At 63.0% G+C, this 21,490-nt stretch carries 23 protein-coding genes; 8 read left to right on the forward strand and 15 right to left on the reverse strand.

What is annotated here, in order from left to right:
- Positions 1-52: 52 nt before the first annotated feature.
- Entirely contained in the window at positions 53-991 is a 939-nt protein-coding gene (locus MESS2_RS22140; RefSeq protein WP_008876697.1) for a DMT family transporter, read from the forward strand.
- A 439-nt stretch (positions 992-1,430) separates the two neighbouring features.
- On the opposite strand, the gene metF is transcribed toward MESS2_RS22140, so the two are convergent.
- A complete protein-coding gene (gene metF / locus MESS2_RS22145; RefSeq protein ID WP_008876698.1) occupies positions 1,431-2,348 on the reverse strand; it encodes a methylenetetrahydrofolate reductase [NAD(P)H] in 918 nt (305 codons plus the stop codon).
- Complete coding sequence (locus MESS2_RS22150) at positions 2,348-3,370, reverse strand: ArsR/SmtB family transcription factor (protein WP_008876699.1); 1,023 nt, start codon at positions 3,368-3,370, stop codon at positions 2,348-2,350. Before MESS2_RS22150 ends, metF begins: the two co-directional genes overlap by 1 nt.
- 181 nt (positions 3,371-3,551) lie before the next feature.
- On the opposite strand from MESS2_RS22150, the gene tsaA reads away from it, so the two are divergent.
- Positions 3,552-4,094: a tRNA (N6-threonylcarbamoyladenosine(37)-N6)-methyltransferase TrmO gene (tsaA, locus tag MESS2_RS22155; protein ID WP_008876700.1), complete on the forward strand. Its 543-nt coding sequence runs from the start codon at positions 3,552-3,554 to the stop codon at positions 4,092-4,094.
- The gene (locus tag MESS2_RS22160; protein WP_008876701.1) at positions 4,091-4,402 is read left to right on the forward strand and encodes a DUF2293 domain-containing protein; all 312 of its coding nucleotides are present in this window, start codon (positions 4,091-4,093) and stop codon (positions 4,400-4,402) included. Before tsaA ends, MESS2_RS22160 begins: the two co-directional genes overlap by 4 nt.
- A gap of 53 nt (positions 4,403-4,455) precedes the next feature.
- Here the strand turns inward: MESS2_RS22160 and MESS2_RS22165 are convergent, their stop codons facing one another.
- Entirely contained in the window at positions 4,456-5,091 is a 636-nt protein-coding gene (locus MESS2_RS22165) for an MOSC domain-containing protein (protein ID WP_008876702.1), read from the reverse strand.
- Positions 5,092-5,108: 17 nt separating this feature from the next.
- Between MESS2_RS22165 and MESS2_RS22170 the strand changes: the two genes are divergently transcribed.
- Entirely contained in the window at positions 5,109-5,315 is a 207-nt protein-coding gene (locus MESS2_RS22170) for a hypothetical protein (protein ID WP_008876703.1), read from the forward strand.
- On the opposite strand, the gene MESS2_RS22175 is transcribed toward MESS2_RS22170, so the two are convergent.
- The 6 genes from MESS2_RS22175 to ettA all read right to left on the reverse strand — a co-directional run bounded on the left by MESS2_RS22175 (position 5,279) and on the right by ettA (position 9,970).
- Positions 5,279-6,400, reverse strand: a complete 1,122-nt coding sequence (locus MESS2_RS22175; RefSeq protein ID WP_008876704.1) for a beta-ketoacyl-ACP synthase III — start codon at positions 6,398-6,400, stop codon at positions 5,279-5,281. The genes MESS2_RS22170 and MESS2_RS22175 overlap by 37 nt on opposite strands.
- Positions 6,401-6,520: 120 nt before the next feature.
- Complete coding sequence (locus MESS2_RS22180; RefSeq protein ID WP_244440045.1) at positions 6,521-6,931, reverse strand: hypothetical protein; 411 nt, start codon at positions 6,929-6,931, stop codon at positions 6,521-6,523.
- 40 nt (positions 6,932-6,971) lie between these two features.
- Positions 6,972-7,763: a trans-aconitate 2-methyltransferase gene (gene tam, locus MESS2_RS22185; RefSeq protein WP_008876706.1), complete on the reverse strand. Its 792-nt coding sequence runs from the start codon at positions 7,761-7,763 to the stop codon at positions 6,972-6,974.
- The gene (locus MESS2_RS22190; protein ID WP_008876707.1) at positions 7,760-8,023 is read right to left on the reverse strand and encodes a type II toxin-antitoxin system RelE family toxin; all 264 of its coding nucleotides are present in this window, start codon (positions 8,021-8,023) and stop codon (positions 7,760-7,762) included. Before MESS2_RS22190 ends, tam begins: the two co-directional genes overlap by 4 nt.
- A gap of 2 nt (positions 8,024-8,025) precedes the next feature.
- Positions 8,026-8,262, reverse strand: coding sequence for a type II toxin-antitoxin system RelB family antitoxin (relB, locus tag MESS2_RS22195; protein WP_008876709.1), 237 nt, complete (start codon positions 8,260-8,262; stop codon positions 8,026-8,028).
- Positions 8,263-8,320: 58 nt separating this feature from the next.
- Positions 8,321-9,970 (reverse strand): energy-dependent translational throttle protein EttA, encoded by a 1,650-nt coding sequence (gene ettA / locus MESS2_RS22200; protein WP_008876710.1) that lies wholly within the window; start codon positions 9,968-9,970, stop codon positions 8,321-8,323.
- Between the two features lie 255 nt (positions 9,971-10,225).
- Here ettA and MESS2_RS22205 point away from each other — a divergent pair, with 255 nt between their 5' ends.
- Positions 10,226-11,521, forward strand: a complete 1,296-nt coding sequence (locus MESS2_RS22205; RefSeq protein WP_008876711.1) for a GGDEF domain-containing protein — start codon at positions 10,226-10,228, stop codon at positions 11,519-11,521.
- A 15-nt stretch (positions 11,522-11,536) separates the two neighbouring features.
- On the opposite strand, the gene MESS2_RS22210 is transcribed toward MESS2_RS22205, so the two are convergent.
- Positions 11,537-12,556, reverse strand: a complete 1,020-nt coding sequence (locus MESS2_RS22210) for a ribonuclease T2 family protein (RefSeq protein WP_008876712.1) — start codon at positions 12,554-12,556, stop codon at positions 11,537-11,539.
- A 194-nt stretch (positions 12,557-12,750) separates the two neighbouring features.
- On the opposite strand from MESS2_RS22210, the gene MESS2_RS22215 reads away from it, so the two are divergent.
- The 3 genes from MESS2_RS22215 (at position 12,751) to MESS2_RS22225 (ending at position 16,586) form a co-directional block, all read left to right on the forward strand.
- Positions 12,751-13,683: an alpha/beta fold hydrolase gene (locus tag MESS2_RS22215; protein WP_008876713.1), complete on the forward strand. Its 933-nt coding sequence runs from the start codon at positions 12,751-12,753 to the stop codon at positions 13,681-13,683.
- A gap of 81 nt (positions 13,684-13,764) precedes the next feature.
- Complete coding sequence (locus MESS2_RS22220; protein ID WP_008876714.1) at positions 13,765-14,940, forward strand: CaiB/BaiF CoA transferase family protein; 1,176 nt, start codon at positions 13,765-13,767, stop codon at positions 14,938-14,940.
- A complete protein-coding gene (locus tag MESS2_RS22225) occupies positions 14,937-16,586 on the forward strand; it encodes a thiamine pyrophosphate-binding protein (protein WP_008876715.1) in 1,650 nt (549 codons plus the stop codon). Before MESS2_RS22220 ends, MESS2_RS22225 begins: the two co-directional genes overlap by 4 nt.
- Before the next feature lie 27 nt (positions 16,587-16,613).
- Here the strand turns inward: MESS2_RS22225 and MESS2_RS22230 are convergent, their stop codons facing one another.
- From MESS2_RS22230 to MESS2_RS22255, 5 genes are all read right to left on the reverse strand, one after another.
- Positions 16,614-17,057: a CHRD domain-containing protein gene (locus MESS2_RS22230; RefSeq protein WP_008876716.1), complete on the reverse strand. Its 444-nt coding sequence runs from the start codon at positions 17,055-17,057 to the stop codon at positions 16,614-16,616.
- Between the two features lie 209 nt (positions 17,058-17,266).
- Complete coding sequence (locus tag MESS2_RS22235) at positions 17,267-18,238, reverse strand: ABC transporter substrate-binding protein (protein WP_008876717.1); 972 nt, start codon at positions 18,236-18,238, stop codon at positions 17,267-17,269.
- A 39-nt stretch (positions 18,239-18,277) separates the two neighbouring features.
- Entirely contained in the window at positions 18,278-19,414 is a 1,137-nt protein-coding gene (locus MESS2_RS22240; protein ID WP_008876718.1) for an ABC transporter permease, read from the reverse strand.
- The gene (locus tag MESS2_RS22245) at positions 19,411-20,289 is read right to left on the reverse strand and encodes an ABC transporter permease (RefSeq protein WP_008876719.1); all 879 of its coding nucleotides are present in this window, start codon (positions 20,287-20,289) and stop codon (positions 19,411-19,413) included. The genes MESS2_RS22240 and MESS2_RS22245 overlap by 4 nt, the downstream gene beginning before the upstream one ends.
- Positions 20,290-20,662: 373 nt before the next feature.
- Complete coding sequence (locus tag MESS2_RS22255) at positions 20,663-21,454, reverse strand: ABC transporter ATP-binding protein (RefSeq protein ID WP_008876721.1); 792 nt, start codon at positions 21,452-21,454, stop codon at positions 20,663-20,665.
- Positions 21,455-21,490: the final 36 nt, after the last annotated feature.

Genomic DNA, 21,490 nt, shown 5'->3' on the forward strand with positions numbered 1-21,490 from the left:
GGCTTCACAGGTGCCTGACTGGTCCGCAGAGCCGTCTGGAGGGACAATTCACATGGCGATAGCTGCCAACACGACACGCGGCCCCATGGTGCTGAAGGACTGGGGGCAGCTTCTGCTGCTCGGCGCGATCTGGGGTGGCTCGTTCTTCTTTGCCCGCATTGCGGTTGCCGAGCTTCCTCCGCTGGTGCTGGTGCTGTTTCGCGTCGCCATCGCGGCAATGGCGCTACAGCTCTATCTCGCCCTGCGCGGTCCCTCCTTCCGCCTTGCCTTGCCGCATGCCGGCCTGTTCTTCCTGCTGGCGCTTGCCAACAATGTCATTCCCTTCTCGCTGATCTTCGCCGGCCAGACCGAGCTTGGCGCCGGTGTCGCCTCCGTGCTCAATTCGACGACGCCATTCTGGACGCTGATCCTTGCCAACGCGCTGACATCAGATGAAAAGCTGTCGTGGAACAAGCTTGCCGGCATCGCGCTTGGCATCGCCGGCACCGCGGTGATGATCGGCCCCGGCCTGATTGCCGGGCTGGGCGGCCCGGTCTGGGCGAAATTCGCGCTGATCGGTGCATCGATATCCTATGCGATCGCCCTGATGATCGCCCGCCGCTTCAAGGGTGTGCCCTCGCCGGTCATCGCCACCGGACAGTTGACCGCCTCGACCATCATCATGATCCCGGTCGTCCTCGTCGGTTACGGCCCGACCGGCCTGTTTTCTGCCTCGCCGCCGATCTGGGCGGCGGTGCTGGCGCTGGCATTGCTGTCCACCGCCTTCGCCTACATCCTCTATTTCAACCTCGTTGCCTCGGCCGGCGCCACCAACGCCTCGCTGGTCACGCTGATCGTGCCGGCCAGCGCCATCCTGCTCGGCTTCCTGTTCCTCGGCGAACGGCTCGAATTGTTCGAGCTCGGCGGCATGGCGCTGATCGCATTCGGCCTCGTCACCATCGACGGGCGCCTGTTCGCCGCGCGTCGAATTGGAACTGCTCCAACACCTTGAATCGTCGCATCGGCCCGAAAATCGATTCTGATTTCGGGCCGCGATGGCGTTGTCATCCTCAATATGGCCTAGGCTTCGCCACAATTTATTCACAAGGCCGAAGCCGGCTTTTGCCGAAGAGTTTCAATGATTAAGAGCAGAAAGCGGGTCGCAATTTCCACAATCTCGTCGCATTGCAGCACATTTTCCGCTTGCCTGTGGCACAAATGAACCTAGACTCTCGGACATAGCTCTTTAAGAGGAGGCTATGGAATGGGACTCACGAGGCCAATCAACGCACTGATGATTTGTGCTGCGTTTGCCTTCATCGGAGCCCTCATTATGGGCTTTCTTCCGTAGACCCGCCAGAGCGGGGAGAGACCAGCACTTATAGTCCAAATTATTGAAAAGGCCGGGTTTTTACCCGGCCTTTTTGCGTGTCCAAGGATTTCGCCAGAATCTATGCCGCCGCTGAGCCCGCCGCCTCCACCTCATGCGAGCGGATGCCGATCATGTGGCAGATGGCAAAGACCAGGTCGGCGCGGTTCATGGTGTAGAAGTGGAAATCGCCGACGCCGCGCTCGACAAGGTCAAGCACCTGCTCGGCCGCAACCGCCGACGCCACCAGCGCATGCGTCTGCGGGTCGTTCTGCAGCCCGTCGAAGCGCTCGGCCAGCCATGCCGGCACCAGCGCGCCGCAGCGCGACGAGAAATTGGCGACCTGGGTGAAATTATGCACCGGCAATATGCCCGGCACGATGGGGATATAGATGCCGGCCCGCCGCGCCTTCTCGACATAGCGTTCGTACAGATCGTTGTCGAAGAAGAACTGGGTGATCGCCCGCGTCGCGCCATTGTCGGCCTTGCGCTTCAGCATGTCGAAGTCGGTGGCGAAGTCCGGGCTTTCCGGATGCTTTTCCGGATAGGCGGAGACCGAGATGTCGAACTCGCCGATCCCCTTCAACGCCCCGACCAGTTCGGCGCCATTGGCATAGCCGTCCGGATGCGGCCGATAGGCCGCGCCGACGCCCTCGGCCGGGTCGCCGCGCAGAGCCACGAAACGCTTGACGCCCATATCGGCGAATTCCTGGACCACCGCGTCGACCTCGTGACGCGCGGCGTTGACGCAGGTCATGTGCGCGGCCGGCGTGAGTGCCGTCTCGTTGAGGATGCGCTTGACCGTGCGGGCCGTGCGCTCGCGGGTCGAGCCGCCGGCGCCATAGGTGACGGAGACGAATTTCGGCCTGAGCGGCTCCAGCCGGGTGACGGTGTCCCACAGCCTTGCTTCCATCTCGTCGTTCTTCGGCGGGAAGAACTCGAACGAGACCCTGATTTTGTCGCCGATGTCGGGACGGCGGGAAAAGCGGAACTGGTTCATCAGGCGGTTTCCCCTATTGGATATGCATTGACCGGTTGTCGGTCGTTGGAAGGATCGGCAATCAGCATGCGGCGGTCGCGGCCGAGCCACAGTTTCACCGTGAGCCTGGCCTCGTTGCCGCCGCGCGGTTCGAATTCCTGGCTGTCCTCGATCTCGATCCCGGCTTCGGAAAACCAGTCGGCGATCTGCCGGTCGGAAAAGCCGAGCCGCACGTGAGCATGCGCGTCGCGCAGGAATTCCAGTGCGTGCGGCGCGAAATCGACGATCAGCAGCCGGCCGGCCGGGCGCAGCAGCCTTGCCGCCTCGCGAATGGCGCGGGCGGGATCATCGAGATAGTGCAGCACCTGGTGGATGGTGACGAGATCGAAGGCGTCGCGCTCGACCGGCGGCGCAAAAATGTCGCCCTGCCGCACCTGTGCGTTCGAAATGCCGGCCTTGTCGAGATTGGCGCGCGCCACCGTCAGCATCTCGCGCGACATGTCGATGCCGACGCCGCGCCGGTAGAGCGGCGAGAAGATTTCGAGCAGCCGCCCGGTGCCGGTGCCGAGATCGAGCATCGACTGGAACGGCCGCTTGCCGACCAGCTTCAGCAAGGCTGTCTCGACGGCGCGGTCCGGCACATGCAGCGAGCGGATTTGATCCCAGCTTGCGGCGTTTTCGGAGAAATATTCGGCGGCGCGGTCCTGCCGCTTGCGCTTGACCGAAGCCAGCCGTTCGAGATCGCGCTCGACCTGCGGGTCGGCGCCACGGATGCCGGAGACCAGCCTGAGCACGAAATCGCGCGCCGCATCCGAATCCGACAGCCGGAAGAAGGCCCATGAGCCCTCCTGGTAACGGCCGATCAGCCCCGCCTCCAGCAAAAGCTTGAGGTGGCGCGACACACGCGGCTGCGACTGGCCGAGGATTTCAGTGAGATCGGAAACGGTGAGATCGCCGCGCGACAGCAGCGCCAGGATGCGCAACCGGCTGGATTCAGCCGCCGCCTTCAACGTATCCACCATCGTATCGAGCGCGACATGCATCGGCGATTCTCTTTGAAAAAGATATAAACATATGTTTATGTCGATTTTCATCGCCTTGCAAGCACTATGTCGCTTTCGGACAAAAAAGTGGCGCATGCGTGATCCTAAGCATGGACCGGGTTCCAAGCGGAGAACCGGTTTTCGCTCACCATTGTCGGGAAACATGATAGAGGCGAAAACCATGTTCGAGACGCGTGGCGGTGAAAAGCTTCTGGAGACCGACCCGGCCGATATGCCGCCGGACGGCCATGTCGTCTTCATCGGCCGCATCGCCTCGCCGTGGCAGACGCGTGAGACCTGTCCGAAGAATATGAGGGTGGCGCGGGAAACCGGCCAGCCGGCGATCCTCATGGTCGACCAGCCCTACCGCGACGGCCTGCTCGGGCTGGAGCGCGCCAGCCACATCGTCATCCTGTCCTGGCTGCACCACGCGCCGCGAACTCTGATTGTCCAGAAACCGCGCCATGCCGCTGAACCGAAAGGTGTTTTTTCGCTGCGCTCCCCTGCCCGGCCGAACCCGGTCGGGCTGCATGTCGCCGGGCTCGTCGCCGTCGATATCGAAAGCGGCCGCATCGATCTCGACGCCATCGACGTGCTCGACGGCACGCCGGTCATCGACATCAAGCCCTATTTCGCCTCGACCGATGCCTTTGCCGAGGCAACCATTGCCGGACGCGACGAGTCCTCCGGGCGGAACGAACCCTCCGGACGAAACGAACAATGAGCGCGCCGACCGGCCGCCGCCGCGCCATCGCCAAGGCGCTGACCGCGCTTCTGCCGCTGGCCCCTTATGCCGACATGGAAAGGATCCGCGCCGATGCCGGCGCGGTGCATATGAAGACCTTGCCGCCGACCATTGCCGTCTGGCTGGCGACCATTGCCCATATCCGCCACGCCCACACCGATTACGAAAGGCTGTTGGCCGAAGGCTATGACCGCGACGCGGCGCGTTTCTTCGTTATCGAACAGACCAACATTGTGCTGACCCGCTGGCGCGCCACCCGCCTGCTCGACGACGACGATGACGGGTGAGGTGAAGCATCTGCAACTGCCGTGTCCGCAAGGGCATGCACGGCATCCGGATCTCAAGCCCGATAAATCCACTGCTCGGGCACCCGCACCGAAATCTCCTCGCCGGCGACAATGCAGCCTGGTTTCTCGACCCAGGCGACGAGGCCGCGCAGCCGCTTCGCAGCCTTGGGGAACGCCAGCGCGCCAGCTTCCTGGTCGGCCATCCCTGCATGTTCGGCGACCGATCGACCGGCGATGCGGCAAGGCCCGTTCTGCGCGTCGACCTTGACGGTGACGCCACCCCTGAAGAACAGCAGCGTGCCGGACGGCAGCATGGAGAGATGCGGCAGGCCTTCGATCAGGAGATTGGCGCCGATCCATTCCGGCTTGATTTCCGCCAGTCCCATCCGCGCTGCCACGATCGCCAGTTCGTCCGCCGCCACAACAGACAATTGCCGCTCGTTGCGCATCTCGGTGCCGCGCGGATACCAGGGTTCGCGCCCGCCGGAGCGCCGTGTCGCACCGGCGTGGAAATCACCGTCGATGCCGTCGAACCCGAGCCGCAGTTCGTCCACCGCGCGCGTCTCGAAGTGATCGAACGGCGCCACGTAAAGCGCCGTCACCTTCGCGGCGAGCTTGCGCGCCGGGATAATTTCGATGGGCGTCTCCGCTTCGGGAAACAGATCCGGTGTGGTTGTCGTCTGTTGCATGCCTTGGGATCTAGCCGATGTCGCAGGACGGGGTCCAGTCGAAAGCACTGATGATCCAATCAACCGGGTTAATTGGCATCGGCATCAAGACCAGACTGGAGGAAGAGTTCCTGCGCGGTGAATTGGGCGCCGCCTGTGACGACTATGCCAGCCGCGTTCCGATGCTGGTGCCGTTCGCACCCAACAGTTATAGCATCCGCAACAAGGCGCCGCCGATCGAATAGCCGGCGCCGAAGGCACACAGCAGGCCGTAGTCGCCGGGCTTCATGTCGGCGTGGTTCTCCGACAGCGCGACGATGGCGCCGGCGCCGGCGGTGTTGCCCAGCCGTTCCAGCACCATCGGCGCACGGTCATGGCCGACCTCATGGCCGAACGACAATTTCAGGATCATGGCATTCATGCGCGCATTGGCCTGGTGCAGCCAGAAGCGGCGGATCGCTTCCGGCGTCAGCCCGTGCTCGGCTAGGAATTCGACGATGAACTTGTGGCCGGCGACGGTGACTTCCTTGAACACCTTGTTGCCGACCTGCTTGATCAGATTGCCTTCGAGGTTGATCATGTAGGGATCGTCCTGAGCGGTGCGCGTGTGGTAACCGAGATTGGTGCGGATGTTGTTGGACATCTGCGTCCAGATCCGGGTGTCGAGCACCTCGAAGCGGCCCGGCCGCTTCTCGCCCCGGGCAAGCCCCTCGACGACCATCGCCACCGAAGCATCTCCGAAGATGAAATGCGTCTGCCGGTCGCGGAAATTCAGATGCCCGGTGATGATCTCGGGCGTCGTCACCAAGACGCGCTTGTGCGCGCCCGAGCGCACCAGATTGACCGCCATGTGCAATGCCGCCGCCGCCGACGAGCAGCCGAGCCCCATGTCGAAGCCAGCTCCCTTGGTGCCGAGCGCCTGCTGCATTTCAATGGCGATGGCCGGATATGGCCTTTGCTGATGCGAGGACGAGCAGATCACCAGGTCGATGTCGGATGGCTTCAGGTCGGCATGGTCGAGCGCCTTCCTCGCCGACGCGATGCCGAACTCGGCCTGCAGCGACAGCGCGTCGTCCGGCCGCGCCGGAATGCGCGGCGCCATGCGGGTCGGGTCGAGAATGCCTTCCCGCTCGATCACATGGCGGGTCTGCACGCCCGAGGCATGGACGATGAAGGCGCTGTCCGATTTCGCCAGCGGCGCCTCGCCGGAAGCCTGCCGACGCACATTTTCGGTATCGACCCAGCTATTGAAGCTTGCGACCAATTCTTCATTGGTGATCGAAGGCTCGGGGATTTCAACGCCGAGGCCGCTGATGATGACGCGATGCATTTCCGGTCCGTCCCCGTGCGCAGGCTTTGCGGCTTTCATTTGGGCGCCGCGAAGGCTCGGCGCAACAGTTTTCGTCCCCGGTCGGTTTACGCCGGCTTAAATCGAGTGTCCGGGCGGCCGCTACCAGGCGCAGAGCTTGGTGTTGGTCTGCGGATTGTTCCAGCACGCGCCATCGTCGCGGCTGCGCACGAACTGCCCTGGCAGCGGCACATTGCGGCGCCCGAGATTGACATAGCCATAGGCAAAGCCCGGTCCGTCGACCTCCAGGACGTAGGCGGGATATCCCGGCGCCGATATGCGGAAGGTGCCGTCGCTGTCCAGAGCCCGGTAGTTGCAGGAGAAATAGCCGTCGTCGGTGGTGAAGCAGCGCGCCCGCTTGGCCTCCGCCGCCATCGAGAAGGTAAGTATGGCAGCCATGCAAACGCTGACGCCCAAAACCATCTTCTTCAGTGTCATCACCACCCCATAGGCCTCGTCACGGCCAAAGAACCTCGCGCCGCTGAAATGCGCATGGTGGAGAAACCGGGTCAAGCGCTGCAGCGCACTGCCCTGTCGGCGTGGATAAAAGTTTCTAAGCAGCCCGCTTGGCAACGATGAAGAGGCGTGGAAAGCGCAGCAGCACCTTGCCGTTCGCCGTCTTCGGATAAGCCTCGGCAATCCCGGCTGTGTAGCGCCGCAGGAAAAGCTGCCGCTCATCCTCTTCCAGCGGATCGAGGAACGGCTTCAGCCCGGTCGACTTCACCCATTCGACGATAGCTTCGGCATCGGCCAGCGGATGATTGTAGATGATATGCCAGATGTCGAGCCGGTCGGAAAATGGCGACAGGAGATCGTAATAGAACGAGACCGGCGGCAGCGGTGCGCGTGCCGCCCTCTCGAGCTTTTTCTTGAACGGCGCATCCGCCGCCGTCTCGCGCATCAGCCGGTGCGAATCCTCGGCCATGTTGTCGGGCATCTGCACGGCAAGCGCGCCGCCGGGCGCCAGGAAGCCCATCAACCGCAGGAAGATCGCCGGATGCTCTGGCAGCCACTGGAACACCGCATTGGCGAAGATGACGTCGACCGGCTTTTCAGGCTGCCACGCCGCCGCATCCGCCAGCGCGAAGGTGACGCCGGGCAGCCGCGCCCTCGCCTTCTCGATCATATCGGGCGAGGTGTCGAAACCGCTGACCTCGGCATCAGGCCAGCGCTCGACCAGAAGCTCGGTCGAATTGCCCGGCCCGCAGCCGATGTCGACGACCCGGCGCGGGAAATCCACCGGCACCTGCGCGACGAGATCACGCGCCGGCCGCGTGCGCTCATCCTCGAATTTCAGATATTGGGCGGCGGACCAGTCGGGCTTTTCTCTTGCGGCCGTATTCATCGATAAACCTCGCGACGGTCGCCCACTTGAACCACCCAAATTGCGATGGCGCTATCGTCGATTCTTGTCAGAATCCGGAATGAGCCCACACGATATTTCCAGAGACCTGCCAGCGGTCCTGTTAGCGCTTCGCCGAGTTCACGCGGATTATCGCGCTGGGCGAGCCTGTTCTCCAGGAAATCCAAAATCCGACGCTGATCGGACCTTTGCAATCTGGAGATATCCTTCAGCGCACGCTTCTCGACACGAATTGTCCACACGATCAACCGTCACTGCGGTCGCTTGCATCGTCCAATCCCAGTCGTTCCTTAACTTGGTCCAGAGAAAGCCATTCACCTTCGCTATCGTTAAGGCGTTCGAGAGCAATTAGTCCGTCCTCCAAGTCCTGGATTTGCTCGACAATGGCCTCAACGACTACGTCGTGTTTTGTCCGGCCTGTTTTCCTTGCCACGATCTCAAGACGTTTTTCCAGCGCGACAGGAAGCTCCACATTCAGCATGTTTATCTCCTTCCGGTGATTGTACGAGCAGCCTGGAACGCTTGCAACCAATCCGTTCCTACCGCGTCAGTCGCTTGTACGTCATCCTGTGCGGATTGACCGCTTCCGGCCCGAGCCTACGGATCTTGTCCTGCTCGTAATCCTCGAAATTGCCTTCGAACCATTCGACATGGCTGTCGCCCTCGAAGGCGAGGATGTGCGTCGCCAGACGGTCGAGGAACATGCGATCGTGCGAGATGATGACCGCACAGCCGCCGAAGTTTTCCAGCGCGTCTTCGAGTGCGGCAAGCGTTTCCGTGTCAAGATCGTTGGTCGGTTCGTCGAGCAGCAGCACATTGCCGCCGGTCTTCAGCATCTTGGCCAGGTGCACGCGGTTGCGCTGGCCGCCGGACAGATTGCCGACCTTCTGTTGCTGGTCGCCGCCACGGAAGTTGAACGACGCGCAGTAGGCGCGCGTATTTGCCTCGAACTTGCCGAGCTTGACCACTTCGGCGCCGCCCGAAATCTCTTCCCAAACGGTCTTTGACGGATCGAGTGCGTCGCGGCTCTGATCGACATAGCCGAGCTTCACCGTCTCGCCGACGCGGACCGTGCCGGCATCCGGCTTCTCCTGGCCGGTGATCATGCGAAACAGCGTCGTCTTGCCGGCGCCGTTCGGGCCGATGACGCCGACGATGCCGCCGGGCGGCAGCTTGAATTCCAGGCCCTCGATCAGCAGCGTATCGCCAAAGCCCTTCGACAACCCGTCGACCTCGATCACCACATTGCCGAGCCGCTCGCCATGCGGAATGACGATCTGGGTGTCTGTCGGACGCCGCTTGTCTGCCGCGTCCAGCAGATCCTGGAACGCCTGGATACGGGCCTTCGACTTGGTCTGCCTTGCCTTCGGGCTGGACTGGATCCACTCGCGCTCGCGGCCGATCGCGCGCTGGCGGGCGTCGTCCTCGCGGCCCTCCTGCTTGAGGCGCTTGGCCTTGGCTTCGAGATATTTGGTGTAGTTGCCCTCATAGGGGATGCCGCGGCCGCGGTCGAGTTCGAGAATCCAGCCGGTGACATTGTCGAGGAAGTAGCGGTCGTGGGTGATGATCATCACCGCGCCCGGATAGGCGCGCAGATGCTTTTCCAGCCACGCCGTGGTTTCGGCGTCGAGGTGGTTGGTCGGCTCGTCGAGCAGCAGAAGATCGGGCTGGCGCAGCAGAAGCTGGCAGAGCGCGACGCGGCGGCGCTCGCCGCCCGACAGCTTGGTCACCTCGGCATCCTTGGGTGGGCAGCCCAGCGCCTCCATGGCCATCTCGACCTGCTGTTCGAGGTCCCACAGGTTGAGCCGGTCCATCTCGTCCTGCAGCTTGGCCGACTCGTCGGCCGTCTCATCGGAATAGTTCATCATCAATTCGTTGTAGCGCTCGATGATGGCGGTCTTGGCGGCAACGCCTTCCATGACGTTTTCGAACACGGTCTTCTTCGGGTCGAGCGCCGGCTCCTGCGCCAGGTAGCCGACGGTGGCACCCTCGGCCAGCCACGCCTCGCCATTCCAGTCCTTGTCGATGCCGGCCATGATCTTGAGGATCGTCGACTTGCCGGCGCCGTTGGGGCCGAGGATGCCGATCTTGGCGTCGGGGTAGAAGGACAGATGGATGTTCTCGAGCACCTTCTTGGTGCCATAGGCCTTGTTGAGGCCGGCCATGTGATAGATGAACTGGCGTGCCACGCGCGCTTTCCCTGAAAAGTCGACTGGAATGTCGGATTGAGTTGCGCGCTATGTAGGCGATGCGGCGCCGAACGGCAAACGGTTTTGGCGCGTCAATCCAGCGCTCGGCCCGCAAGCATTCATCGAAGGGGCGACGTTTTCGGTTCGTCGCACAGCCCCGCGCAAGTACTGGTTAACCATTCCGCGTCAAAACGGAGTCGGGTGGGGAAATCGTCGGCGAGCCGCGATTTCCGCAGAGGGATCGGGTCGAAGGCATTGCTGAACAGTTTCCTGCTCCTTGCCGAAGCGGCGCTTTATTTCGGCGCCATGACCACGCTTTTCCGGTTCAGGCACCGCATCGGCCTCGGCGTGTTCGTCTGCGCGCTCGGCGTCATGCATTTTCTGGAAACCTATCTCGCCAGCGTGTTCTACGTCGCGCTGCCCTTCGGCATGGTTTCGCCGGGTTCGGCAGTGCTGTTCTCCGGCAAGCTGGTGATGCTTCTCCTGCTCTACATCAAGGAGGACGCGGCGACCGTCCGTCAGCCGATCTATGGTCTGTTGCTCGGCAATGCCCTGATGATCGGCCTTGTGCTGATCCTGCGCATGCACGCGATTTCGCCGCTTCCCAGCGGCAAGCTTCCCGACGTCGGCTTCATCGACCAGATGGGCTGGCTGATGGTGTGGGGCACGACGCTGCTGTTCGTCGACGCCATCCTAATCATCCTGCTTTATGAAAAGCTCGGGCGTTACCTCCGCAAGGCGCTGTTTACCCGTATTCTGGTCTCGGTCGCTTGCGTGCTGACATTCGACCAGGCGGGATTCTTCACCGCGCTGCATTTCGTCACCGGCGCGCCGGTCGCGGTTTTCTTCGGCGGCTGGTTCGCCAAGATGGCGGCCGCCCTTGCCTACGCCACCATGCTTGTCGCCTATCTCAGATGGTTCGAGGCGCGGCAGATTCCGGCGCCGCGCGGCCTCTCCGACATTTTCGACACGCTGACCTATCGCGAGCGCTATGAGGCGCTGGTCCAGCATGTCGGCCGCGACGGCCTTACCGGCCTGCTGCACAGGGGCCGTTTCGACAGCGACGGCGAAGCCGCCGTTGCCGCCAGCCTGCGGACGGCAAAGCCGCTCAGCCTCCTGATCATCGATGTCGACCATTTCAAATCGATCAACGACCGCTTCGGCCACGCCGAAGGCGACAAGGTGCTGAAATCCATCGCTGCCCTGCTCGGCGGGATCGCCAGCCCCGAGGACCAGGTGTTCCGGATCGGCGGCGAGGAATTCGCCATCCTGTGTTCACGTCCGCATCCGCTCGCCAGGCTGCTTGGCGAAAGCATCCGCCATGCGGTCAAGGCATCCGCGGGCGCCAGCCGGTTCGACATCACCGTCAGCGCCGGCATCTCCACCGTCAGCGAGACGACCCGCTGCCTCGCCGACCTTTTTGCGCTGGCCGACCAGCGTCTCTACAAGGCCAAATCGACCGGGCGCGACCGCACCATCGGCGAACCGGGCGGCCATGAGGCCGACAGCCTCAAGGCGTGGACCAGGTCAGGGCGCGGCGCCGGCGCATAGCGTCCGGTTTGCCTGTTATTGGAACCCTACGGAATCGATGACGCCCTTCGGACAACCGGCATTGTTCGTCGGTGCGGCAGCCTGCATCAGGTCGCCAAGCGTACTGTTCGGACCGATCGGGCCGGTCAGGCCAAGCGTCAGCTCACCGATCAGCCGCCTGCCGTCCGACGGATCGACCAGGCAGGAGACGCGGACCCGCGCGCCTGCCCCCGCGCCAAAGGCGCTGTCGAAGGCGGTACGAATCTGATTGGACGTCAGCTGCTTGCCGACGTTCTTAGCGAACAGATCGCGCACCGGCGAAGCATTCACCGCGCGCATCAGCTTCAGCGCATCGGAGAAATAGTCCTGTTGGCTCTTGCCGTAGCAGGTGCCGTGCTTGATCCACTCATGCCTTTCCAGGTCCGATGCGGTGCCCGGCATCACCTGGTCGAGTTCCGAGCGCGTATTCGCCTCGAGCTCGACCGGCGGCAGATCCTGCCAATGGGCCGGATTATCGTTGGCCTTGTCGGCCGCTGCCACCTGGCAGTAGAAATTCCCGTTCGGCTGCGGCCACAATCCATGCAGGGTGAAATGCGTCGCGTCAAAGCCTGCCGCCGTCTGCGCCTTGCACTCGGTCTTGCCGGACTTGGTCTCGCAAAACGCCGGCTGCCAGCTCAACGCGAAGACATATTCGGGTTTTCCAGAGGCCGGCGCTGAAGGCTTGTTCTGATCGGCCGGCGCCGGCGCTGCCGGCACGGTTGACGCGCTGCCGCCCGAAACATGGCCGCAACTGACCTTCACCCAGCGGCGCTCCGGATCGGCGCCCGGCACGCGGATCAGATAATGCGTCGGCGCATCCTTGTTGCCGGCCAGCAGGTCGTAGCTCTGTCCGGCACCGGTCGAGATATCGCCGGGGTTCTTGCCGCTCTTGATGGCCTGTGTGGCCGGACAGGCGGCATCGGCCACGAAAGTGCCGCTCAGCTTCACCTCGGCGCGCGCGGCACCCGTCAGTGACACGGCCAAAAGCGCCAATCCGAAAGCAAGACCTGTCCGCATAAGAGTTCCCCGATCTGAAAATACTGCGACAGCAGACTGCCGCCCTCTTCCCGATATCAGGATTCTCCATGTCAGAATTGCGATACTGCGAAGCAAGAACGGTGCGGAAAACGCCGCTGTCGGATTGACGCAGGATAGGCGCCGGCACACAACGCTTTAAAGGCGTGGAAAACGCGGCGGGAACGAAGCGAGAAATGTCATTCAGCCAACAGCGCATGCTGCGTTCGCCGACCGGGGCCGAGCTCAACCTCTATGTGAAACGCGCCGAGGGCCGCCCGCGCGCCGTGGTCCAGATCAATCACGGCCTGGCCGAGCACGCCGCGCGCTATGTCCGCTTCGCCACCTTTCTGGGCGAGCGCGGCTTCCACGTCTACGCCCATGACCATCGCGGCCATGGTGCGACCAGGGCGCCCGATGCCCCCCTCGGCAGGTTCGCTCAAACAGATGGCGGCGCCAAGGTTATCGCCGATGTCGCGGCCGTGCACGATCTGATCGCCAGCGAACATCCCGGTCTTCCGGTCATCCTCTTCGGCCATTCCATGGGCGGCCTCGTGGCACTGAATTTCATGCTTTCTCTTTCGAACCGGCTGCACGCCGCCGCCATCTGGAACGCCAATTTTTCCACCGGGCTCGCCGGCCATGCCGCCCTGGCCATTCTTGCCTGGGAAAAATTCCGGCTGGGCTCCGACGTGCCGTCGCGCCTGCTGCCGAGGCTGACCTTCCAGGCCTGGGGCAAGGCCGTGCCCGACCGCCGCACACCGTTCGACTGGCTGTCGCGCGACGCGGCCGAAGTCGACAAATATGTCGCCGATCCGCTCTGCGGCTGGGACGCCTCGGTTTCGATGTGGCGCGACGTGTTCGGCTTCATCTTCCACGGCGCCGTCGATGCCAATTTTTCCGATATCCGCAAGACGCTGCCGATCCTTCTGGTCGGCGGCGAAAAGGATCCGGCTACCGACGGCGGCAAGGCGGTCAGTCACCTTGCCGGACGCATGCACAGGATGGGCTTTTCGAATCTCGTTTCAAAAGTTTACGCCGAGACCCGCCACGAAAGCCTGAACGAGGTGAACCGGGATATCATCATGAACGATTTCGCCACATGGGCTGGCGGCACGCTGAAAGCCTGATGGGTTGGCCCATCGCAAGGACCGTGACAGCGGCACGCGGGATTGATAGAGGCTGCGCTTTCGATCAATCTGTGGTGATCCATGACTGAGCCTCCACTGAAAGGCGTGCGCGTCATCGAACTCGCCCGCATCCTGGCCGGGCCGTGGGCCGGGCAATTGCTGGCCGATCTCGGCGCCGACGTCATCAAGGTCGAGAGCCCCGACGGCGGCGACGACACCCGCAAGTGGGGGCCGCCCTTCGTCATGAGCCATGACGGCGAGAACCTCTCGGCCGCCTATTACCATTCCTGCAATCGCGGCAAGCGCTCCATATCAGTCGACTTCTCGACGCCGGAAGGCGCCGAGACGATACGCCGGCTGGTCGCGACATCGGATGTGCTGATCGAGAATTTCAAGCTCGGCGGCCTCAGGAAATACGGGCTCGACCATGACAGTCTGCGCGAAATAAACCCGCGCCTGATCTATTGTTCGATCACCGGCTTCGGCCAGGACGGACCCTATGCGCCACGCGCCGGCTACGATTTTATCATCCAGGGCATGGCCGGCATGATGTCGATCACCGGCGAGGCCGGGCGCGAACCGCAAAAGGCCGGCGTCGCCATCTCCGATATCTTCACCGGCCTTTATTCGGTAATCGCCATCCAGGCCGCCCTTCGCCATGCCGAGAAGACCGGCGAAGGCCAGCACATCGACATGGCGCTGTTTGACAGCCAGATCTCGGCGCTCGGTAACCAGAACCTCAATTATCTGGTCTCGGGAAAATCGCCGGTGCAGATGGGCAATGCGCATATGAACATCGCGCCCTATGAGGTGCTGCCGGTCAGGGATGGCCACATCATCCTGGCCGTCGGCAATGACGGACAATTCGCCAAACTCTGCGCCACTGTCGGTCTCGATGAACTGCCGGCGAACCCCGATTTCGCCACCAATCCCGCTCGCGTCGCCAACCGGGTGAAGCTGCGCGAGCGCATGATCGACACGCTGAAGGCGTTCGATCGCGATCCGTTGCTGGCCAAACTGGAAGCAGCAGGCGTGCCGGCGAGCCCGATCAACAATATCGGCCAGATGTTTGCCGATCCGCAGACGATTGCGCGCGGCATGCGGCTCGACCTCGACGACGGCCACGGCAATCTTCTGCCTTCGGTGCGCGCGCCGATGGTCATGTCGGGCACGCCGCTCGTCTATGAGCGGCCCTCGCCGCGTCTGGGCGAACACACCGAAGAAATTCTTGCCGAGCTGGAGAGATCAGGAAAATGAAGACCGGCGGACAATTGATCGTCGATGCGCTCGAAGCCAATGGCACCGACCGCATCTATTGCGTGCCTGGAGAATCCTATCTGGCGGTGCTCGATGCGCTGCACGATTCGCCGATCCGCACCATCGTCTGCCGCCAGGAGGGCGGTGCGGCAATGATGGCCGACTGCCATGGCCGCCTGACCGGCAAGCCCGGCATCTGCTTCGTCACCCGCGGCCCCGGCGCCACCAACGCCTCGGCCGGCATTCACATCGCCATGCAGGATTCGGTTCCCGTCATCCTGTTCATCGGCCAGGTCGCCAGCCACGCCAAGCAGCGCGAGGCTTTCCAGGAAGTGGATTACGTCAGGTTCTTTGGCGAAATCGCCAAATGGGTGGTCGAAATCGACGATGCGTCGCGCATTCCCGAATTTGTCACCCGCGCCTTTGCGGTGGCGACATCCGGCCGGCCCGGCCCGGTGGTGGTCTCGCTGCCCGAAGACATGCTGACCAGCCTGGCCGAGGCGCCTGCAGCCCAGCACTACACGCGCGTCGAAACCTCTCCCGGTGAAGCCGAGCTCGACCGGCTCGAGGCGCTGCTCAATGCCGCGAAACGGCCCGTGGCAATTCTGGGCGGCACGCGTTGGGATGCCAATGCCGTTCAGGAAATGCAGCGCATCGCCGAGGCCTGGTCGCTGCCGGTCGGCTGCTCCTTCCGCCGCCAGATGCTGTTTGATCACCTGCACCCGAACTACGCCGGCGATGTCGGCATCGGCATCAACCCGAAGCTCGCCACGGCGATCAAAAACGCCGATCTGGTGCTGCTGATCGGTGGCCGCATGGGCGAAATGCCGTCCTCCGACTACACGCTGCTCAAGAGCCCCTATCCCGACCAGACGCTGGTCCATGTCCACGCCGACGCCGGCGAACTCGGCCGCGTCTACCGGCCGACGCTGGCGATCAACGCCTCGCCTTCCGCCTTCGTGCGGTCCTTCGCCAGGAGAAAAGGACCGGCGGCGCCGAACTGGGCCGACGAAACCAGGCGCCTGCACGCAGCCTATCTCGACTGGTCGACACCACCGGAAACCGGCCCGGGTCCGGTACAGATGGGGCCGATCATGAACTATCTCGAAACGGTGCTGCCCGACGACGCCATCCTCACCAATGGCGCCGGCAATTACGCCACCTGGGTTCACCGCTTCCACCGTTCCCGCCGCTTTGCCACGCAGGCGGCACCGACCTCCGGCTCGATGGGCTATGGCACGCCGGCGGCGGTCGCCGCCAAGGAGCTGTTCCCCGATCGCGATGTGATCGCCTTTGCCGGCGACGGCTGCTTCCTGATGAACGGTCAGGAATTCGCCACCGCCGTGCAATACAATCTCCCGATCGTCGTCATCGTCGTCAACAACGGCATTTACGGCACCATCCGCATGCATCAGGAGCGGGAGTATCCCGGCCGCGTCGTCGCCACCGATTTGAAAAATCCCGACTTTGCCGCCTTGGCCCGCGCCTATGGCGGCCATGGCGAGACGGTCGACAAGACGGCGGATTTCGCGCCCGCCTTCGAGCGTGCGCGAGCCAGCGGCAAGCCGTCGATCGTCGAGATCAAGCTCGACCCAGAGGCCATCACGCCGACCCGCACGATGACCCAGATTCGCGACAAAACCTGACAAACAAGACGGTTGCCCTGTTTGTTGCTATTCGGCCTTCTCGATCTGTCCGCGGATCTCGCCGTCCTTGTTAGCGGCGGTGTGGATGTTGATGTAATATTTGCCGGCCATCAGGTCGGCTGCCTGCGCGTCCGTCAGTTCCGCTGAACCTTTGAACGGGCTTTTCGGGGCCCCCTTGAACGGGATGACAACGTTGGCATTCTCACCCTTTGCCGCCGGGCCGTGAATATGTTCGGCCGTCGCCGGCCCGCTGAGGCCGGCATATTTTACCGCCCAGCTGAGCCGCTTCGTGGCGGTGTCGAAGACGAGCGCGGCCGAACCCTCGCCTTTCGTGGTGACAGGCGGGCTCTGCTGAGCGCCATCGAGCGTGGCCTTCATCTTCACCATGTCGGCCAGGGCCGGTGAAGCACACAGGATGGAAGCCGAGAGGGCCAGCGCCGAAAGCATCGGCGAAAAGGATTGCATGCGCATGGAAATCTCCATTGTCCGGTAGCATCCGCCAAGCTGGATACTACCGCCATAACGCCTGCACGAAACGGATGTTTCCTTGGGGTAACGCCTATTTTACGTCGCAGCAAAAAGGGGCGGTCGCCCGCCCCCTTTTCGAATTGCTGACCCCAAAGCTTGTTGATCGGTCCTATTTGAATCGTCCCTATTTGATCGTCCCTATTTGATCGCCCCTATTTGATCGCCTTGTCGGTGATGGCGGTCGTGTAGGCGCCGGTCGGCACCTTGGTGATGATCTTCTGGTCGAGCAGCGCCTTGGCGGTGCGCTCGTAGGTCGTCGGATCGAGCTTGCCGTCGGCATTGTCGATCAGCTTGGCGACTTCGCCCATCATGCGCTTCTGGTGGTTCTCATCCTGACCGCCATTGTCCATGACGATGCCGGCCGCCTCGTCCGAATTGTCGACCGCATACTTCCAGCCCTTCATCGAAGCACGCACGAAGCGCACCATCTTGTCCTCGAAGGCCGGATCCTTGAGCTTGTCCTCGGAGGCATAAAGCCCGTCCTCGAGCAAGTCGTTGCCCATGGCCGAATAGTTGAACACGGTCAGTTCCTCCGGCTTGTAGCCGGCATCGATGAGCTGCCAGTATTCGTTGTAGGTCATCACCGAGATGCAATCCGCCTGCTTCTGGATCAGCGGCTGCACGTCAAAACTCTGCTTCAGCACGGTGACGCCGTCCGGGCCGCCCTCGGTCTTCAGGCCGAGCTTGTTCATCCAGGCGTAGAACGGATATTCGTTGCCGAAGAACCAGACGCCGAGCGTACGGCCCTTGAAGTCCGCTTCGGTCTTGATCGGACCGTCCTTCGGGCAGACCAGCTCCATGCCGGCCTTCTTGAACGGCTGGGCGATGTTGACCAGCGGCACGCCCTTTTCGCGGGCGGCCAGCGCGCCGCCCATCCAGTCGACGATGACGTCGGCGCCGCCGCCGGCGATCACCTGCTCCGGCGCGATATCGGGACCGCCGGGCTTGATGTCGACGTCGAGACCCTCGGCATCGTAGAAGCCCTTGGCCTTGGCGACATAATAGCCGGCGAACTGGGCCTGCGTCACCCATTTCAGCTGCAGCGTCACCTTGTCGGCCGCCATCGCCTGGAAAGCGGCCAGCGACATCGCGCCGGCCAGTACAGGAATAACAAGTCTTTTCATGTTTTTACCCTCTGAAGTTAGTGCCCTTAACCCACCGCCCTATCCACCACGGACAGAAGGGTGCCAAAACGTGACGGCTCTCTCGAAAAGAGCGACCACGCCATAAAAGACCGAACCCGCAAGTGCTGCAACTGCGATTTCGGCCCAGACCATGTCGATGTTCATCCGCCCCACCTCGGTCGAAATGCGGAATCCCATGCCGACGACAGGCGTGCCGAAGAACTCGGCGACGATGGCGCCGATCAGCGCCAGCGTCGAATTGATCTTCAGCGCGTTGAAGATGAAGGGGGCCGCCGCCGGCAGCCGGAGCTTGAACAGCGTCTGCCAGTAGCCCGAGGCATAGGTGCGCATCAGGTCGCGCTCCATATGCCCGGAAGCGGCGAGCCCGGCGACGGTGTTCACCAGCATCGGGAAGAAGGTCATGATTATGACCACCGCCGCCTTGGACTGCCAGTCGAAGCCGAACCACATGACCATGATCGGCGCCACGCCGATGATCGGCAGCGCCGAGACCATGTTTCCGATCGGCAGCAGGCCACGGCGGAAGAACGGCACGCGGTCGGCAAGGATGGCGGTGAGAAACCCGGCGCCGCTGCCGACGACATAGCCAAAAATCACCGCCTTGAAGATGGTCTGGCGCACATCGGCCGCCAGGATCGGCAAAGAATTGGCGATGCGCGCACCGACGGCGCTTGGCGGCGGCAGCAGGATGAACGGGATGCCGGCGCCCCTGGTGATCGCTTCCCAGAGGATCAGTATCCAGGCGCCGAAGATCGCCGGGATGATCAGGCGCAGTGCCGTCCGTGCCCACTTCTCGGTGGGGCGCAATGAGGACAGCAACGCCACGCAACGCCAGGCGAGCAGCCAGGCCGCGGCAAGCAGCAGGAAGAACGATATGCGGGCGGTTCCCTCGTTCCCTGCCAGCCCATGCAGCAGCGCCCAGACAGCGCCATGCGCCCCAATGAACAGACAGGTCGCCGCGATTGCGGGTGGAAATCGATCCATCTGGATCGCCAACAACAGCAGGATGAAGATCAAAGCCACCGTGGCGATGCCATAGCCAGGCGTGACTGCGGCAAGCGGCCCCGAAAAAACAGCGCCCGCAAGGAGTGCAAGCGCGGCAAACCCCTGCCAGGAACGAGGCGTGATCGACGACAGGCTCAGAAGTGAACTCATGCCGGCCTCCCGCCCATGGCACGGTCGACGAGGCGCCCGGCAATGCCGACGACCATGACCAGCAACGCCGCCACCACCGAGCCGGCGACCAGAGCCGACCAGATATCGATGGTCTGGCTGTAATAGGCGCCGGCAAGCAGCTTGGCGCCGATGCCGGCGACCGCACCCGTCGGCAACTCACCGACGATGGCGCCGACCAGGCTGGCGGCCACCGCCACCTTCATTGAGGTGAACAGGAACGGCACCGAAGCCGGCACGCGCAATTTCCAGAAGGTCTGCGCGCGGCTGGCATTATAGGTGTGCATCAGGTCGAGATGCATGATCTCCGGCGAACGCAGCCCCTTCACCATGCCGACAGCCACCGGGAAGAACGACAGATAGGTCGAGATCAGTGCCTTCGGGATAAGGCCGGTGATACCGATCGCCGCCAGCACGACGATGATCATCGGCGCCACCGCCAGGATCGGGATGGTCTGCGAGGCGATGATCCACGGCATCAGGCTGCGGTCGAGCGTCGCCACATGCACGATGCCGACAGCGATGACGATGCCGAGCGCCGTGCCGAAGGCGAAGCCGAGCAGCGTCGAGGACAGCGTCACCCAGGCATTGTAGATCAGGCTGCGGCTTGAGGTGACAGGCCGCAGGAAGGTGTTCTCGAAGAAGTTCACCGCCACCTGATGCGGCGCCGGCAATGTCGGCTTCGGCTGCGCCAGCGTCTTGCCGATGAATTCGACAACGCCTGGCGTCTCGTTGGCGCGCCGGTCGAGATCACGCTGGAACGGCGTGTTGAGGATGACGGCAAAGACATACCAGACCACCACGATGCCCACGAGAATCGAGGTCACCGGGATAAGCTTGTCGCGGAAGGAGTCCATCTAGCAGGCCTCGCCAGTTCGGCACGCTCTGTGCGACGGGAGCGGCAACCACGCTTTCGTCATCCTAGGGCGAAGCACCCGCGAAGCGGCGTGCGTAGACCCTAGGATCCATGCCGTGACGTTGGCCGAAAAGCCCAGACGGTTCAGAATGTCTGCGACTCGAGTCCCAACGGTCGATGTTGCCTTCGGATCACTGTTCCGCACCGTCGCAAAGTGGAGAGGTAACGGCATGGATCCTAGGGTCTGCGCCGCGTCGCTTCGCTCCTTGCTTCGCCCTAGGATGACGAAGGCGTGGTTAGCCGCCCCCTCACCCGACCTCCGCTTCGCTCCGGCCACCCTCTCCCCGTCGGGGAGAGGAGGAATCTTATCCCGCTCAATCCTCATAGCTATGCCCGGCGTGAAGGCCGTCGCGGACGCGCGCCGCGATCGCCAGGAACTCCGGCGTCTCGCGGATATGCAGCGGCCGCTGCCTGGGCAGCGTCGAGGAGATGACGTCGCTGACGCGGCCCGGCCGCGGCGACATGACGACGATCCGGGTCGACAGATAGACCGCCTCGGGAATCGAGTGGGTGACGAAGCAGATGGTCTTGTTGGTGCGCTCCCACAGCTCCAGAAGCTGTTTGTTGAGATGGTCGCGCACGATCTCGTCCAGCGCGCCGAACGGCTCGTCCATCAACAGCAGATCGGCATCGAAGGCGAGCGCCCGCGCGATCGAGGCGCGCTGCTGCATGCCGCCCGAAAGCTGCCAGGGATATTTCTTCTCGAAGCCGGAGAGATTGACGAGGTCGAGCGTGCGCTTGATGCGTTCCGCCTGCTCAGCCTTGGAGAGACCGATGACCTCCAAGGGCAGTCCCACATTGCGCTCGATCGTGCGCCAGGGAAAAAGCGCCGCCGCCTGGAAGACATAGCCATAAGCGCGCTTTTCGCGCGCCTGCTCCGGCGTCATGCCGTTGACGGAAATGGTTCCCGAAGTCGGTTTCTCCAGATCGGCGATCACCCTGAGCAAGGTCGTCTTGCCGCAGCCGGACGGCCCAATGAAGGAGACGAATTCGCCCTTGCCGATGGTCAGGTCGACATCTGTCAGCGCTTGCACCGGGCCATCATTGGTGCTGAAGGTGAGGCCAAGCTTGCTTGCCGAAACGACGGCTGGCGATGCTCCCGTCATCGGCTGCGGCCTGCCTTGACGCACCGATACGCCGGA

It is taken from the genome of Mesorhizobium metallidurans STM 2683 (assembly GCF_000350085.1).
GTDB lineage: Bacteria > Pseudomonadota > Alphaproteobacteria > Rhizobiales > Rhizobiaceae > Mesorhizobium > Mesorhizobium metallidurans.

Bases quoted from the DNA above. Each gene is read 5' to 3' on its own strand.
- relB (WP_008876709.1), bottom strand. From the start codon at position 8,262: ATGCTGAATGTGGAGCTTCCTGTCGCGCTGGAAAAACGTCTTGAGATC.
- MESS2_RS22255 (WP_008876721.1), bottom strand. From the start codon at position 21,454: ATGACGGGAGCATCGCCAGCCGTCGTTTCGGCAAGCAAGCTTGGCCTC.
- MESS2_RS22160 (WP_008876701.1), top strand. From the start codon at position 4,091: ATGAGCGCGCCGACCGGCCGCCGCCGCGCCATCGCCAAGGCGCTGACC.
- MESS2_RS22240 (WP_008876718.1), bottom strand. From the start codon at position 19,414: ATGAGTTCACTTCTGAGCCTGTCGTCGATCACGCCTCGTTCCTGGCAG.
- MESS2_RS22170 (WP_008876703.1), top strand. From the start codon at position 5,109: ATGTCGCAGGACGGGGTCCAGTCGAAAGCACTGATGATCCAATCAACC.
- MESS2_RS22140 (WP_008876697.1), top strand. From the start codon at position 53: ATGGCGATAGCTGCCAACACGACACGCGGCCCCATGGTGCTGAAGGAC.
- tsaA (WP_008876700.1), top strand. From the start codon at position 3,552: ATGTTCGAGACGCGTGGCGGTGAAAAGCTTCTGGAGACCGACCCGGCC.
- MESS2_RS22150 (WP_008876699.1), bottom strand. From the start codon at position 3,370: ATGCATGTCGCGCTCGATACGATGGTGGATACGTTGAAGGCGGCGGCT.
- MESS2_RS22230 (WP_008876716.1), bottom strand. From the start codon at position 17,057: ATGCGCATGCAATCCTTTTCGCCGATGCTTTCGGCGCTGGCCCTCTCG.
- MESS2_RS22165 (WP_008876702.1), bottom strand. From the start codon at position 5,091: ATGCAACAGACGACAACCACACCGGATCTGTTTCCCGAAGCGGAGACG.
- MESS2_RS22210 (WP_008876712.1), bottom strand. From the start codon at position 12,556: ATGCGGACAGGTCTTGCTTTCGGATTGGCGCTTTTGGCCGTGTCACTG.
- MESS2_RS22225 (WP_008876715.1), top strand. From the start codon at position 14,937: ATGAAGACCGGCGGACAATTGATCGTCGATGCGCTCGAAGCCAATGGC.
- tam (WP_008876706.1), bottom strand. From the start codon at position 7,763: ATGAATACGGCCGCAAGAGAAAAGCCCGACTGGTCCGCCGCCCAATAT.
- MESS2_RS22175 (WP_008876704.1), bottom strand. From the start codon at position 6,400: ATGCATCGCGTCATCATCAGCGGCCTCGGCGTTGAAATCCCCGAGCCT.
- MESS2_RS22215 (WP_008876713.1), top strand. From the start codon at position 12,751: ATGTCATTCAGCCAACAGCGCATGCTGCGTTCGCCGACCGGGGCCGAG.
- MESS2_RS22220 (WP_008876714.1), top strand. From the start codon at position 13,765: ATGACTGAGCCTCCACTGAAAGGCGTGCGCGTCATCGAACTCGCCCGC.
- MESS2_RS22235 (WP_008876717.1), bottom strand. From the start codon at position 18,238: ATGAAAAGACTTGTTATTCCTGTACTGGCCGGCGCGATGTCGCTGGCC.
- MESS2_RS22245 (WP_008876719.1), bottom strand. From the start codon at position 20,289: ATGGACTCCTTCCGCGACAAGCTTATCCCGGTGACCTCGATTCTCGTG.
- metF (WP_008876698.1), bottom strand. From the start codon at position 2,348: ATGAACCAGTTCCGCTTTTCCCGCCGTCCCGACATCGGCGACAAAATC.